Here is a 14316-nt window from a genome sequence, read left to right as displayed (position 1 = left end):
TACATACGCAGCACGACTCAGGATTCTGCCATCCTCACGTACTTTATAATGAATACAGTCCATAAAAACAAACGGATAAACCGGGTTCAGAGGACGGGACTGCCATTCCTTAACCTGAGGAAGTATCTTGTCTGTGATCTTGCTGACCATTTCAGCTGATAGCTCAATCCCATAAAGATCCTGGAGCTGGTCGTGGATGTCACGTGTACTCATACCACGGGCATATAAAGAGATCACTTTTTCCTCAATCCCGGAAATATCTCTCTGGTATTTAGGGATGAGTTTTGGTTCAAACTCACCGTTACGGTCTCTTGGTACGTCGATTTGAAATTCACCGTATTGACTCTTTAAGTTTTTTGTAGAATGACCATTTCTTTTATTGTCTGTCTGTAGATCTCCCTTATGGTTTTTCTCGTAGCCAAGAGTTGCATCCAGTTCTGCCTCCATCAGCTCCTGCAGGATATCCTTGAAACTGTCTTTCAGAAGCGTGTATATATCTGCAACGCTATTAATGTTGTTTTCTGAGATGATCTGTCGAATTTGTTCTTTTGCAACTGACATAAAAAATACTCCTTTTCGATAAGAATTGTCATATCTGAATTCTTACCAAAAAGGAGTTATTTTTTACCAAAAACACAAACTATTTTACACTACCCTAATAACTGCTTAGAACTTTGCCAGAGGGATTTAATTCTGCTCCACTGGAAAATCCTTCCCTCGCCTTCCTCTGTCAGAGATTCTGTCATATCCCTTTTCATATACTTTCCACAAGAAATACAGAAAACAGGAACCCCCTCCTGCACAAACCGTTTTCCCGCCAAGAATCATACCTTCCGTCTGGGATACCGTCTTCGGAAGCATCAGATACAGCTTAAATTCTGCCACAGCCTGATTCACCTTTTCTTTCCAGAACCCAAAGTCAGACCACCTTGACGGAATCCATCCCTCCGGCCAGGTCAGATGTGTAAAAAGAAGCCAGACCACCGTCCCTGCCATTACACTGTACAGCAGGTTGCAGAACCAGTACTCTGCATCTTTCACTATATAGTTCTTTTTTTCTCTGCTTATTTCCGTCCACAGACTGCCAGAAAGAACCGCCGGAAGCAGCAGTAATGCCGCCAGTCCTGCATTTTTTGGTAAAGTCGAGGATACCACAGTTCCCTGAAGTCCATATTTCATCAGAAATCCGTTCACTGTACTTTCTTCGGTTTCTCCATTTCTCCTTCTGATAAACAAACGATTATAAAAAAGTTCCGTCTCGGTATCATCCGCAGAAGCCGCCCCGAAAACCAGAATTTTCTGCCCCCAGTCCGCAACTTTCCTGACAGTATAAGTACGTCCCTGAAACAGAATCTGACCACCCGGAACCTTATTGCCAAAGAGCTCCCAGGCAGTTGTACCATCAATCACGCAGCCATCCGGATCACCTTCTGTCAGAGCTGCTGCCTGCCAGTCATACCCTGCGGGATTTCCCTTAAGATACACAGTCATCGCCTGTGCCTGCCGGTTTCCTTCTTTCGCAGAAATCTCCCTCAACCCTGCATCTGCATAAAAACATACATCATAAGGCTTCTCACTTTTTCTTTCCTGCTTCAGGATATTTTCTGCTCCTTTCCTGTCAGGATAAGCTGCGGACAGAAACACCGATACTGCTATATCATTTCTGATCTGCACATAATTATAGACTCCCAGAAAATAAATACAGAAAATAATCAGCCACACAGTCAGAGTACCGGCTTTCCTTAAAAAGGCACTCTGACTTCTGACACTCATTCCTCCAGCAGCCTGATCCGGCTGCCGCTGCTGATCTCTCTGTCACTGGAAGTCACGATTTTCTGGTCACTTGATAAATCCCCGTTCTCCAGCGCAGCAGTGGAAGAATTTTTATCTTTCACATTCACATACGTTTTTCGCGCTACCAGTACCTCACCCAGGACGGTGTTCTGTGTATCTGTCACATAAACATAGTATCTGCCATTTTCCTCATACAATGCGCTCAGCGGAACACAGATATTAAAAGGACCTGCATCCTGAGAGATTGTAAATTCCGCAGTATCTCCTATGGAAAGAGTTCCCTCCGGTACCTGTACAGAAAGAATGTACTGATTTTCATTACTGCTGTCCTCTTTCACAGACTCCACTTTCGCTCCTGTAATCTCTTTTTCATCCGCACCTTTTAAAATTACCTCTCCGCCACTCTTTATGTATTTCAGATCATCTTTGCTGACCTCTGCCTGAAACCGAAAGGTTCCTTTGGATTCATAAAGGACAACCGCAGCTTCCGCTCCTGTCTGGCTTCCTGTCACTGCACTCAGACTCTTTATCACACCATCACAGGGTGCTTTCACTTTTCCCTTTCGTGCTAGCACTTTCTGCAACGTTTCCAGATCTTTCTGCGCAGTCTCAAGTTCCGCCTGCGTATTCTCCAGCGTGGAATCCGAAGCATCACCAATCTGTGTATCCCGGATTGCCTGCTCTGCTGACTGAAGTTCTCTTCTGCGGCTGAGCATGGCTTCATTGACCGCCTCCTCTTTCGCCCGGATATCATCAATCAATGCCTGCTCCTGAGAATTGTCCTGCGCATTCGAATTGTCGCCGTTTCCTGATGTATTTTTATTCCCTTCGCTATCTGTGCGATCCGTATTTCCGGAATCATCGGAGTTCTCCGGATCATCTGTATTCCCAAAATCGTCTGTATTTCCCGGATCATCAAACTCGCTGGAATCACTGAACTTCTCCTCATCCGGTATCTTATCCTGTACGTCATTCTGCGCCGCATCCCGCTGTGCATAATAATCCTGAAGCTTCTGTCTGGCTATGGCTGCCTCATTCTGTGCCGCCTGCACACTGTAATTTCCGCTGGAAACCGCACTGTTATAATTTTCCTGTGCATCTGAAAACTCATTATTTCTCTTCTGCTGATTCACAGACTCTGCACTGATCAGATCATTGATCTTCCCCTGCAGAACATCTATGGCATCCTGTTTTTCCTTTATGGTTTTTTTTAGATATTTTACAGAAAACTTCAGCAGCGCATCCCCTTTTTTCACATTCTGTCCTTCCTGCACATAAACCTGCTCCACCTTCTGTCCCTCCTGGGTAAAAACTGCCCGTTCTCTGGTTCCCATCACTTTACCTGTGCCGGTCACCTCATGCGTGATCACCTGATTCTGAGCTGTTTTTGTCTCTACCTGTGCTACATTCACCGAATCTGCCGCCCTGGACAGAAAAGTAAACAAAAGCATCAGGGCAAAAAATCCTGCCAGAATTTTTATCAGTTTTATTTTCTTCATAGATAAATCCTCTCGTTTCTGTCGCTCTATTCCTTGATTGCCGTGGATATGATCCCTTGTTCCAGATAATCCTGCCCTGCCAGAAAAACGATCACTGCCGGGATCAGAACCAGAACAGATACCGCAAATGCCTTTCCTGTCTGGGAGATATCGATCTGTGGAAGGTACAGAGACAGCGGCCACAGACTTTTGGTCTTCAGAAATGCCATTGGCTGTTCGATCAGATTCCAGTATTCCAGAAATCCCAGAACCAGTGCCGAAATGATACCCGCAGAACCCAGAGGGATTCCGATTCTGATAAAAATAAGCAGCTCACCCGCCCCGTCCAGCCGCGCAGATTCCATCAGTGCCTCCGGAATACTCTCAAAGAAACGATACATGATAAAAACCGGAAACGTGGAAAAGGCCGCCGGAAGAATAATCCCCCACAGATGATCCAGAAGTTTCATCTGATCCAGAACCAAATAATTACTGAGCATCATTACCTGAAAGGGCATCATCATCAATGCCACATAGATCATAAACAGCAGATTTTTTCCCGGAAAACGATATCTGGCAAATCCCCACGCTGCCGGTACTCCCACCAGGATCTGCCCTGCCAGAACTCCGACAGTAATCTTTACGGAATTCCAGAACATCACAAAAAACTCCGGAGAATCCAGCAGGACTTTCACATAGGATCTCAGCGTCGGATAAAGCGGAAGTACTCTCCAGAATACATAACTGACTGCCTGACCGGAAGCAGATCCACTGTCTGCTGTCAGTACCGCCCCCAGAAGATCATTTAATTCCTTCTGCCCCATCAGTGATCCTGTAACTGAAAAAAATACCGGAAATACTGCCACCAGTGCAAGGAGTACAAGGAGCAGGCTTCCTATCTTCCTGATACGGAATATCTGCATAACTTTTCTCATTCTGCCCCGCCTTTCCCCCAGGCTTTCCACAATCCCAGGATCAGCAGAAAAATCACCAGTCCGGTCACCACTGCCGCAGCCGACATCTTATCCAGCGACAGGTCCCTGTACCAGTTGTTAAACAGATGCTGAAGCAGATACATTTTTTCCTGTGGATAATCACCGGCCACCAGATATGCCTCACGGAAAACCTTAAATGCATTGAGTACAGAAAGTACCACGATCGTAAAAAGGGACGGGAGCAGATTCGGGAGTGTGATCTTCGTAAAACATTTCCACTCCCCTGCCCCGTCCACTTTTGCTGCCTCGTAAAGTGCCGCCGGAATGGCAGACAATCCTGCCATCCAGAGCACTACATCATATCCAAGATTTCTCCATATATAACTGATCACCAGTACATAAAAAGAAGCACCTGTATTCATCCAGTCAGTCGTCTGAACAGATAACATATGAAGCAGGTGATTCAATAAGCCCTGATCGTCAAAAAGCAGTCTCCACAGAAGTACCACTGATGCTACAGGGATTGCCATTGGCAGAAGAAAGAAACTTTTCAGAATCTGCGTAAATCTTTTTTGCCCTGCAAGCAGGACTGCTATGATCAGAGACAATACCACCAGCAGCGGCACACACACTCCGAAGAACCGAAGTGTGTTGCCTGCTGCCAGACGAAACGCTTTGTTTGCAAATATCGTCCTGTAGTTCTCTATCCCCACAAATTCTCCATTCACTGCCCCGCAAAAAGATCTGCGGATCACATCCACATACGGGATCAGCCAGAAAATGCAGACACCTGCAAAACTCGGAAGAATAAAAGCCAGACCTTTTTCTGTATTTCTGAAAGCTGCACATCTTCTGCGATTTCGTTTCCGACTAAACAGCAAATCTGATTTTGCGTTCCGTTTCTCTGTTAAAGATAAGTGTTCTTTTAAATTAATCTTCATTCTCTTAAACTCCCTTACCTTGCAGTGTTGGGTAATCAGCAGCAGACAGCCGCTTATTCAGATAAATACAGATTTACTTCCTGCATGATCTCTTTCACAGCATCATCCAGCCCCGTTTCTCCATTGAGGTATTTCTCACCGGATTCCGTTACTGCATTTCGGATGATCTGATTACTCTTTGCAGGTACAGTAAGTGTTTTTCCCAGATCCATGATGTTCTGTATTGCTTCATCTTCCGGAATGATCTCGTCCATCTCAATCTGCTTGATATTACCATCTCCCGTATCATAGGAAGCCCCGATCGAGCCAATGGTATCTCCGCTGGATTTTCCCATTTTCCAGTAAGCCATATCCTCATAAACTTTACTATTTACAGCTAACCCTTCCGTATTACTTGCTCTCTGGGATTCCTCTTCAAACAGAAACTTGACAAACTTCTCTGCCGCTTCTTTTTCGGATGCCTTTGCACTGACCCCGACAGCACTCCTTGGATAGAAACAGTTCTCGCTTTGTCCGTTCAGAAGTTTATAATCCAGATCCGGATCTACTTTTCTTGCAGAATCTAAAGATACCAGACCTTCCGGTGAGAGCAGGCCTCCTGCTGCTACTGTATCAACTTTTGCAAGCAGACTGGTTACGGATCCTGAAATGTCCATATATCCTGAATGATCTGAATCTGCCCAGTCATCCCCCATCTGATAAGCTTTCTTTGTTTCTTCTATCGCATTTTTCTGAGTCTGCCAGATCCTGTTTACCTGTTCCAGATATTCTTTCACAGCATTTTCATTCAGAGTTCCGTCTTCGTTCATCCATGCAGGTATACTATTATCTATGGTTCCCTGTATCAGATAGGATGGTGCTATAGAAAAATCGCTGAAGAATTGTAATTTTCCATAGCTATCTTTCTGCGACTCCGCTGCATCAGCTTCTGTTGTCAGATCCGTAATTCCGGCTATGATATCCTTATTTCCCTCTATCATCGGAATGCCGAACTTGACAGGCATGGTATAAATGCTTCCGTCCTCTTTTGTATATGCGTCCTTGATATTGGACAGGATATCTGTATCTTTTAATACCCCGCTTAAATCCTCCAACATTCCTTTTTCTATATAAGTATCCTCTGAAATACCATCCAGAAGCAGGACATCCGGCCCTGTTCCTGCCATGATCTCTGTATTGAGAACTTTCAGCGCATCTGTATCTGTAACAGAATCATCTCCCGACATTCCCGTCTCAATATTTACATAAACATCCGGATATTTCTTCTGGAAAAGCACTGCTGCCTGTTTTATGAAATCATTATCTTTCAGGGAATAAACAGTCAGCTCTGTATCCGGCGTCGTTGGGGTATCTTTAGAATATACATAAGAATAAATTTTTATATCTTCTCCTGCATTGCAGCCCACATAGAAGTTTCCATCGCTGTCCTGCCCCCATGCTACAGTTCCTGTATCCGGTGAACTGAGCGAATTCAAGGAACCATCGATTATCTGTTCCACTGTGCTGCCTCCCAGAACATATCTGTAAACACCGGTATGATCAATATAAAAAAGGCTGTTATCCTCATCTCCCTTTAAGAACATAAGCGGAAAACTGCTGGTTGTTGTCCAGTTGACATCCTGCTCATCAGACTGGATCTGCTCTGTAAGCGCGCTGATATTGTCCAGTGGTTTTCCAGTATCCAGATCATATCCGTGAAGAGTCTGATCCTGAATGGTAAACAACATTTTTCCTGCTGTTCCGATAAAATCAACACGGATTCCTTCCTCATATCTTCTCACCAGACTTCCATCTGAAGGATTGATCTCTGCTACGCCATTGCCTGGATCTACGATAAGAACTGTCCCATTCTCTGTGAAACATGCCTGAAATGTATAGGAAGACTGAATCGTATCTCCGGTATCAACTTTCTGTACATTTCCATCAGGGGAAAGATAGAAAAATTCCATTTTCAGGTTGTCATACGCAGAATCCTCTTCCCCACTGTCGGCTGTTGTCTGTGCATTTTCATTGTCCCTGTCAGGAGACAGATCTGCCCCGACAAATATACTTCCATCCGCTGCTGCAGAAACAACGCTGATATATTCTCCCAGATTCTCCTTAAGCCCCAACAGTTCTTCCAGACTTTTTCCATTCGTCCAGGTTTCTCCATTATCTGCAGAATCTGCTGCATAATAACAGTTATCTGCTGTACTGTAATAAACCATGCGCAATGCACCTGAGTCGAGTACTTTGACATCTCTCAGAAACTGGCTGTTTTCAGGTACTGTAAGATCATTTTCCAGAAAACGTCCCATTGCTTTTGCGCTCTCATCTTTTGTTTTTTTACCATCTGAATTGTCGGTATTTACATTCACAAGATCTGCTGTATCTGCATTCCCTGCCTGATTGATGCTTCCTGTTTCTCCTTTGCTTCCGGAATTTTTTCCATCTGCACCGCCACATCCGGCAAGCAGGCTGCCAGTAAGTGCGATCACTCCGGCAACGGCGATTCCCTGTTTCCACCTTTTTATTTTTCTCATATCAGGATATACCTCCATGTTTTTATTTTCTTTCTGTCCCTCTCAGGATAAATGGATTGTAACAGGCAAATCTCTAAACTTTCTCTAATTTTCCAGCCGATATCCAATTCCCCGGACGGTTTTCAGGTTCAGTGTACTTCTGACACTTTTTAATCTTCGCCTCAGAAAATGAATATAATTATCCAGATTTCCATCCTCCACCTCACTGTCTGCTCCCCAGACACGGTTGAGGATCACCTCTCTCGGAAGTGTCTGACCGGCGTTTCGAAGCATCAGCTCCAGAAGTGCTCCTTCCCGTTTGGAAAGGGTACATTCCTTTCCGTTTCCTTCCAGTCTGCCGCTTTCGGGATCAAAAATAAGATCTCCGAGCGATAATACTGCCGTGTCCTCCCATCTTCCGGGTCTTCGAACCATACACTGTATTCTTGCCAGAAGTTCTTCGAAGGCAAACGGCTTCACCATATAGTCATCTGCGCCGCCTTTCAGTCCGGTCAGTTTATCCTGTAATTCTCCCAGTGCAGTCAGCATGATCACCGGTGTGGAAACATGATTCTTTCTGGCTTCCTGCAAAACAGTGATACCATCCATGGACGGGAGCATCCGGTCCAGGATCACCAGATCATGGCTTCGTTCTTTCATATAATAAAGCCCTTCTTCTCCGTCATCGCAGATATCTGTCTCATAGCCTTCTTTTTCGAGCTGAAATCTCATGCTATCTGCCAGTTCCCTGTCATCCTCTATCAGTAAAATTTTCATCTGTTTTCATCCTCCTGATTTTTCATTATACATGAGTTTTCTCTAAATTGTCTCTATACTCGGTTACAGGAATTTTTTTAGAGATTATTTACAGGTTTTCATGATACAATTACCATACAATCTCATAAAGGAGTAAATATTTCATGTTTCACAGACTTCATATTCAAATGACTTTTTTCTCTGCTCTGATCATTGGCATCGTCATTTTTATTATGACAACTGCCTGTAATTTCATCGCAGAAAACAGCACACGCCAGAATGCGTGGAATGCCTTTCAGAACAACGCCATCTCCTGTATCTCTCATCTGGAAACGCAGAGTATCATCAGCAGTGACTGGATTTTGCAGGCAGAAAAAAATTATGATATTTCCATGGATATCAGAGACAACGGAAATTCTCTTTATCTGAAAAAACTACAGACGGATTCTCTGGATGAAACGATTTTCCGGAAGGCAGAAGAAATCTCTGCTGCTTCCTATGCACTTGATCTTTCCAATCCCGGTGCGGTCAGTAAACTGACAAAACGGATCTTTTTTCAGATGAAAGATTTCTATGTTTCCACTGCTCTGATCCCCAAGAGCCACGGAACCGTCAGTATGATCATCCTGTATTCCCTGGATTCTGTAAAACACAGGATTCTGTTACAGAGACTTGCATTCTCCGGCGCAGCTTTTCTGGCAATTCTGGCTCTGAGTATCTGTTCCTGGTTCTTTACCGGAAGAATGATCACTCCCCTGGAAAAAAGCAGGCAGGAACAGACCGAATTTATCGCTGCTGCCTCCCATGAGCTTCGCTCCCCTCTGGCAGTAATCCTGTCCGGAATCTCTGCCATGAAAAAGGCAGATCCGAAAGAACAGGAACATTTTCTTTCAGTCATAGAAAAAGAAGGGACGCGAATGTCCCTCCTGATAAATGATATGCTCTCTCTGTCAAATGCAGATAACCATTCCTGGAAAATGCATCCGGTTTTCTGTGAACTGGATACTTTACTTCTGGATACCTACGAAAAGTATGAACCCCTGATGCAGGACCACCATATGAAATTTTTCATTGAACTTCCGGAAGAGGAAATCCCTTCCTGTCCCTGTGACCCGGAAAGGATCAGTCAGGTGCTTGGAATCCTTCTTGACAATGCCATCAGTTATGTCCCCGAAAACGGGAAAATTATTCTTTCCCTTTCACAGACCGAAACGCACTTTCTTATCCGCGTCAAAGACAACGGACCCGGTATTCCGGATTTTGCCAAGACTTCTGTTTTCCGGCGTTTTTACCGGGCAGATTCTGCCAGAAATAACAGGCAGCATTTTGGTCTGGGACTGTGTATTGCGTATGAGATCATTTCACTTCATAAAGGAACAATCTCTGTACTGGATACCCCGGGCGGTGGTTCTACTTTTCAGATTTCTCTGCCGTTGGCATAACACAGTAATTTTCTGTAACATAAAAACCGGAACGAACATACGGCCTCCCCGCATATCCGTTCCGGTTTTCTAATATTCATTCCTCTGATGGATTCATAGGTCGAGTAGGTGCACCCCTTACGGTCGTACACCCCCCTCACAGAACTCCGGACGTGCGGCTTTCCCGCATCCGGCTCTTTGCGAAACGAATCGTTCACATTATCATTCGTATATATTGACATATATCCGGGGTCTTACCAGTGGATAGCTGTTATCCAGCATATTTAGAAATTCTACCCAATTATAGCTTTTCTTCTGGCTTCTCCGGTTCAGACAATAGAACAGGCTTCTCATGATGTTATATCGGAATGCCGTTATACTTTCTGTATTGTCCGTAATTCCATAGTAATGGTAATAACCAGTTAGTATCTGGTTAAGTTTTGCAATAATCTCTTTTAATCTGCATGTTCTCATCTTCACTAGTGTGTTTGAAAAAGGCTTTCTGCAAGATGTGCGTCACAATTTGTGGGATATTGTGCCTAGATGAGGTTGCCGTAGTGGACTACGGCAACCGAATTCGGGTGAAATATCCCGCAAAGTGGGGCGTGCAGATTGCGGGAATGATTTTTCAGACGTGCTATAGTACAGCGAATATTAAGTTTCTGGCTTCACACTCTTAAATGCCTCCACAATCTTTTCTCCATCCGAATAAATCGTGCGAGATACTAAATACCAAAATGTAAAACCACATCATTGTTAACATACGATTGCATCGCAAAATCTAATAGTGCCTGACAATATTGCTTACTTTCTTTCGATACTTCTTCTGAAACATTCTTCAAAAAATCTAACCACTTTATCAGTTCATCCTTTTCATACACAGAAATCCCCCATTGATTGAACTTTATATCTGGTAATAATTTGCCATGCGTATCATACAAAATTTTTTGAATTACATCATCTGGTATTTCCAAAACGGCGCTTTTTTTTATTTTCCCCCCATTTATATACTCATATATATTTTCAGAATATAAGATTTTTTTGTTTGTTGGCTGCCGGACAGCCACAAATTCATGTAATAATGACATTTGTTCGCCTTTCATTGTCTGCCATAGCTTATAATTTTACCGATGTTTTTACTTCCACAAATATCAATATACTTTCCATTTTTCTTCCAACGAGTAACATTAGGGGTACTCCCATTTACTTTTGAGCTCTTAGCCCCACTTAAATTACTCTTGAAGTTTTCGCACTTTGTGCCTATGAAACGATATTAGATGTACCAACACCAGAACCGTGTTTTCCAAAATGATAATTTAAACTTGCAGAAGCAGACGAAAAACTTCCACGATGCCACATATTCAAAAGGTCTGACGGTATATCCCTGGAGCCTTTCGTCGTGCTGCTACCAATGCTGTCCCCACCATCTGCTGCAACTGTATATACAGAAATATCCTCATGGCATTTTTTCATGTTGATATTTACAGTTTTCTGCGTAGTTCCTGGCTTCGCTTTTAAAACGGTTATGCTTTTCTTCGTACTTCCAATTGTAACAGTTTATAAAATTTGAGAAATTTTTCACTGTATTTTTCTTGTTCATATTAACCGTAACGGTTCCCGTCATCCCCGTAAATTTGGGCTGAGTTCCTCCCGTAGGTACATAAAGTTTCACAACAACATTAATACCCTTTTGGGAATCATATGTTGTATACGAATTTACTCGGACATTTACTGCAGAAGCACATGCAATAGAATTCTCTTTATCAATACATTCATTCAGCCATCGTATTCTCCGATAACTATTGGCTGGTCTGTTTCTGCCTCTGCTGCATAAGTTATTGCAATATTTAAAGAAAATATCGTTGCCACAATTAAAAATAATGACATAATATTTCTTGTTTTTTAGAATAATTTTTACATTAAATCTTAGATGGTAGTGTCAACTTTATACATCCAAAATCGGCTCTGATTTATAATCATTAACTTCAACAGCATATTCTGTATCTATGTTGTAATCAGCCGTAGAAATTAAATTCATTGTTTCAATTCCATCTTCGGATAACTTTATGTTCTCATCCTGCATAGCAGCTTCAAAATCCGCTTCCAATGATTCGATCTCATTCTCCGATTGCATTGTTTCATCAACATTTGCAGAATATGAAGTTTCCGAAAAATCGTCTGTACTCAAACCAATCCCATCGTTTATTGCTGCTTCAAAATCCTTCTGCAGTTTTTCATCTTCCACATCTGCCGAATACTCTTTCACATGATCATCATCGTACATTGCCCCTTCATTATAAGAGTACAAATTCGTTGTTTCCTCCCCATACACATCTGCCGCATATACAGGCATTACTGTTGTTCCTATAAGGGAAATTGTTAATAAAGACAGCATGATTTTTTTCATAGTTTTACCATTCCTTTCATTAATTTTTATGGCTAAGAATCTATTCTTACTGTTATCCCCCTTTCTTAAATTTTGCCATCTATATTATTCATCGTATTTTTCATTCTTCCGTTACGCATTTTTTCAATTTTTTAATCTTTAAACAAATTTTATTAAAAAAACAAAAGGGACATAGATACTGTGATCTATTGCCCCTTTTACTTAAATTTCATAATGAATTAGTAAGTACAAACACTATTCTTTTAATTTAATTCTAAATTTTTGCCCAACAGGCTGCATTTCTGCGAAATCTACTTTAAAAATTTCACTTTCCCCGCTTCCTATTATTCCGAAATCCATCGAATCCTTATGTTCCGCATCATACGCATATGACAAAGAAAAAATTTGCCCATCCAGCCATTCACTGTTAGAGGAAGGTATATCTTCATCATTTTGAAAAGTAAACAATTTATCGTCCTTCTTTACCAAAGAATATCTATATTTATCCCCCTGCATATCTGTGATTTCAACATAGTACTGATTTTCTTCAGGATAAAATTTATCACTTTCCAGCTTCAAACTGCTTGTAACATTGTTAATAGAAAAATCTCTGATTACAGCTTCTCCCTCACTTAAACTTATCACCTGATTTAGATTTAAATGCACTGTATTTTTCTGTAATTCTTCTTTTGAAGCAGAAAAAGCAAATGTAAATGTCTCCCCGTCCATATCCTCAATTTGTTTATGGACTACGATCCCTAATTCAATATCCGCTTTCTTTGTCAATGGTACACCTTCATCATAAATCCATTCCACAACATATTGATGTTTTTTTTCTTCCAAATTTTGTTTCTGATAAACCCTTGATGAATCACATGCATATTCTCTACCATTTATTGTAATGCTTTCCCCCACACTTATCCCAATACCATCGTATTCAGCCTCCGCATCCAGATTTACAGATACAAGCAAACTATTATTCGTCAAAATAACTTCATTCAATGTAATTGATATTCCATCTTTCTCCTGCGTGGTGTTGATAACACCGGTATAAGGCTCTAGGTCATTTGATATTTGCAGGATTTCAGCAATCATCGTGGTAAATCTACTAACAGCAGCATAAACCTGATCATGGAATGCCAGGCAAAGTCCCAACATCACAATAATTGCCAGGCAAACCGCTTTTCTCCCGATATGATATACCATGTATCTTCTCGTCTGCCTTTTCCACGGTTGCAATGCTTGGACAATATATTCATCATCTATGTTTCCGAATAATTCCAAGAAGCTATATTCATCCTTTTTCATAGACGTCCCTCCTTTTCCAATATCTTTTTCAGTTTCCTTTTATTCCGTAACAGATTTTGCTTAATTGCCCCTTCTGACATCTTATGTCTAGTGGCAATATTTTTGATGGATTCCATTACCCAATATCTCTGGACAAAAATATCTCTGTCCCTGTCAGATAAACCACCCAGAAAACGATTTATAATTTCTATCAGTTTCTCAGCTTCCATATGTTCATCTAAATTATGCATTATGGCAATATTTAAACTTTCTACATCTTCCGTTATGTCTGCAATATGCATGTCTGTCCGTTTTGCCGCATGTTTTTTTCTTAACATATCAATTGCGAATCCCCTTGTGATTTTTCCTAAAAAAGCTACCAGTTTTGGCGGTCTTTTGGGTGGTATATAACGCCATGCCGCAAACCATGTGTCATTTACACACTCCTCAGAATCTTCCCTATTCATAAGAATCTTCCATGCAATAGAATAACAAGTAGAATTATATTTCTTGTCAACCAATTGTATTGCACTTTCATCTCTACTCCAAAACAACTCTATAATATAAGTATCTTCCATACATTTTCCCCTTATTTCGTAGTTTTAAATAGCCTATGCAAATATCATATCAAAAAAGGTTCTCATAATAAACATCGTATTTCTTATGCTTTGGTTATGCTTTCTCTTCAAATTTCTGTTTCTAGTCTGTGAACTCTGCAAAAAAGTTACACTAAATCCGCTACACCGCATAAATACTAGAGTTTCATGGATGGTCTTAGTGTAACTGTTACACTAAAACCAATTTGGGAAAAATGGCT

General features: G+C 41.8%; 14 protein-coding genes. 2 read left to right on the top strand and 12 right to left on the bottom strand.

The features are described 5' to 3' along the window. The 7 genes from LJE12_RS06755 to LJE12_RS06725 form a co-directional block, all read right to left on the bottom strand. Positions 1 to 561 (bottom strand): IS256 family transposase (locus LJE12_RS06755; RefSeq protein WP_227292132.1); only part of this gene is annotated, 561 nt, incomplete at its 3' end. A gap of 126 nt (positions 562 to 687) precedes the next feature. Beyond that, the gene (locus LJE12_RS06750; RefSeq protein ID WP_227292130.1) at positions 688 to 1773 is read right to left on the bottom strand and encodes a hypothetical protein; all 1086 of its coding nucleotides are present in this window, start codon (positions 1771 to 1773) and stop codon (positions 688 to 690) included. Then, positions 1770 to 3293 carry an HlyD family efflux transporter periplasmic adaptor subunit gene (locus tag LJE12_RS06745; RefSeq protein ID WP_161276108.1) on the bottom strand — a complete coding sequence of 508 codons (1524 nt, stop codon included), beginning with the start codon at positions 3291 to 3293 and terminating at the stop codon, positions 1770 to 1772. Before LJE12_RS06745 ends, LJE12_RS06750 begins: the two co-directional genes overlap by 4 nt. A 26-nt stretch (positions 3294 to 3319) precedes the next feature. Then, positions 3320 to 4207 carry a carbohydrate ABC transporter permease gene (locus LJE12_RS06740; RefSeq protein ID WP_226852677.1) on the bottom strand — a complete coding sequence of 296 codons (888 nt, stop codon included), beginning with the start codon at positions 4205 to 4207 and terminating at the stop codon, positions 3320 to 3322. Then, on the bottom strand, positions 4204 to 5148 hold the full coding sequence (locus tag LJE12_RS06735) for a carbohydrate ABC transporter permease (protein WP_117676343.1): 945 nt from the start codon (positions 5146 to 5148) through the stop codon (positions 4204 to 4206). Before LJE12_RS06735 ends, LJE12_RS06740 begins: the two co-directional genes overlap by 4 nt. Positions 5149 to 5201: 53 nt before the next feature. Next, positions 5202 to 7670, bottom strand: coding sequence for an extracellular solute-binding protein (locus LJE12_RS06730; protein WP_161276107.1), 2469 nt, complete (start codon positions 7668 to 7670; stop codon positions 5202 to 5204). Between the two features lie 84 nt (positions 7671 to 7754). Then, positions 7755 to 8426 (bottom strand): response regulator transcription factor, encoded by a 672-nt coding sequence (locus LJE12_RS06725; RefSeq protein ID WP_118341571.1) that lies wholly within the window; start codon positions 8424 to 8426, stop codon positions 7755 to 7757. A gap of 143 nt (positions 8427 to 8569) precedes the next feature. On the opposite strand from LJE12_RS06725, the gene LJE12_RS06720 reads away from it, so the two are divergent. Next, positions 8570 to 9847 (top strand): sensor histidine kinase, encoded by a 1278-nt coding sequence (locus LJE12_RS06720; RefSeq protein ID WP_227292128.1) that lies wholly within the window; start codon positions 8570 to 8572, stop codon positions 9845 to 9847. Between the two features lie 201 nt (positions 9848 to 10048). Here the strand turns inward: LJE12_RS06720 and LJE12_RS20555 are convergent, their stop codons facing one another. Continuing rightward, a complete protein-coding gene (locus tag LJE12_RS20555) occupies positions 10049 to 10300 on the bottom strand; it encodes a group II intron maturase-specific domain-containing protein (protein WP_227292126.1) in 252 nt (83 codons plus the stop codon). On the opposite strand from LJE12_RS20555, the gene LJE12_RS20550 reads away from it, so the two are divergent. Continuing rightward, on the top strand, positions 10291 to 10506 hold the full coding sequence (locus LJE12_RS20550; protein WP_334298105.1) for a DUF6783 domain-containing protein: 216 nt from the start codon (positions 10291 to 10293) through the stop codon (positions 10504 to 10506). The two genes, LJE12_RS20555 and LJE12_RS20550, sit on opposite strands and share 10 nt — an antisense overlap. A gap of 45 nt (positions 10507 to 10551) precedes the next feature. Here the strand turns inward: LJE12_RS20550 and LJE12_RS06710 are convergent, their stop codons facing one another. The 4 genes from LJE12_RS06710 to LJE12_RS06695 all read right to left on the bottom strand — a co-directional run bounded on the left by LJE12_RS06710 (position 10552) and on the right by LJE12_RS06695 (position 14077). Next, positions 10552 to 10929, bottom strand: coding sequence for a hypothetical protein (locus tag LJE12_RS06710; RefSeq protein ID WP_118592714.1), 378 nt, complete (start codon positions 10927 to 10929; stop codon positions 10552 to 10554). Positions 10930 to 11771: 842 nt separating this feature from the next. After that, the gene (locus LJE12_RS06705; RefSeq protein WP_227292124.1) at positions 11772 to 12233 is read right to left on the bottom strand and encodes a hypothetical protein; all 462 of its coding nucleotides are present in this window, start codon (positions 12231 to 12233) and stop codon (positions 11772 to 11774) included. A 234-nt stretch (positions 12234 to 12467) separates the two neighbouring features. Continuing rightward, positions 12468 to 13520, bottom strand: coding sequence for a DUF4179 domain-containing protein (locus LJE12_RS06700; RefSeq protein WP_173720488.1), 1053 nt, complete (start codon positions 13518 to 13520; stop codon positions 12468 to 12470). Beyond that, complete coding sequence (locus LJE12_RS06695) at positions 13517 to 14077, bottom strand: RNA polymerase sigma factor (RefSeq protein WP_055154175.1); 561 nt, start codon at positions 14075 to 14077, stop codon at positions 13517 to 13519. Before LJE12_RS06695 ends, LJE12_RS06700 begins: the two co-directional genes overlap by 4 nt. Positions 14078 to 14316 lie beyond the last annotated feature (239 nt).

It is taken from the genome of Blautia sp. DFI.6.71 (assembly GCF_020593585.1).
Lineage (GTDB): Bacteria > Bacillota > Clostridia > Lachnospirales > Lachnospiraceae > Blautia_A > Blautia_A wexlerae.
Note: the sequence above shows the minus strand (reverse complement) of the source record. Positions and strands in the feature narration are given on the sequence as shown.

Excerpts from the sequence above, each read along its gene's own strand:
- LJE12_RS06720 (WP_227292128.1), top strand. The coding sequence starts at position 8,570 with ATGTTTCACAGACTTCATATTCAAATGACTTTTTTCTCTGCTCTGATC.
- LJE12_RS06735 (WP_117676343.1), bottom strand. The coding sequence starts at position 5,148 with ATGAAGATTAATTTAAAAGAACACTTATCTTTAACAGAGAAACGGAAC.
- LJE12_RS06700 (WP_173720488.1), bottom strand. The coding sequence starts at position 13,520 with ATGAAAAAGGATGAATATAGCTTCTTGGAATTATTCGGAAACATAGAT.
- LJE12_RS06710 (WP_118592714.1), bottom strand. The coding sequence starts at position 10,929 with ATGAAAGGCGAACAAATGTCATTATTACATGAATTTGTGGCTGTCCGG.
- LJE12_RS06695 (WP_055154175.1), bottom strand. The coding sequence starts at position 14,077 with ATGGAAGATACTTATATTATAGAGTTGTTTTGGAGTAGAGATGAAAGT.
- LJE12_RS06705 (WP_227292124.1), bottom strand. The coding sequence starts at position 12,233 with ATGAAAAAAATCATGCTGTCTTTATTAACAATTTCCCTTATAGGAACA.
- LJE12_RS20555 (WP_227292126.1), bottom strand. The coding sequence starts at position 10,300 with ATGAGAACATGCAGATTAAAAGAGATTATTGCAAAACTTAACCAGATA.
- LJE12_RS06750 (WP_227292130.1), bottom strand. The coding sequence starts at position 1,773 with ATGAGTGTCAGAAGTCAGAGTGCCTTTTTAAGGAAAGCCGGTACTCTG.
- LJE12_RS06740 (WP_226852677.1), bottom strand. The coding sequence starts at position 4,207 with ATGAGAAAAGTTATGCAGATATTCCGTATCAGGAAGATAGGAAGCCTG.
- LJE12_RS06730 (WP_161276107.1), bottom strand. The coding sequence starts at position 7,670 with ATGAGAAAAATAAAAAGGTGGAAACAGGGAATCGCCGTTGCCGGAGTG.
- LJE12_RS06725 (WP_118341571.1), bottom strand. The coding sequence starts at position 8,426 with ATGAAAATTTTACTGATAGAGGATGACAGGGAACTGGCAGATAGCATG.
- LJE12_RS20550 (WP_334298105.1), top strand. The coding sequence starts at position 10,291 with ATGTTCTCATCTTCACTAGTGTGTTTGAAAAAGGCTTTCTGCAAGATG.
- LJE12_RS06745 (WP_161276108.1), bottom strand. The coding sequence starts at position 3,293 with ATGAAGAAAATAAAACTGATAAAAATTCTGGCAGGATTTTTTGCCCTG.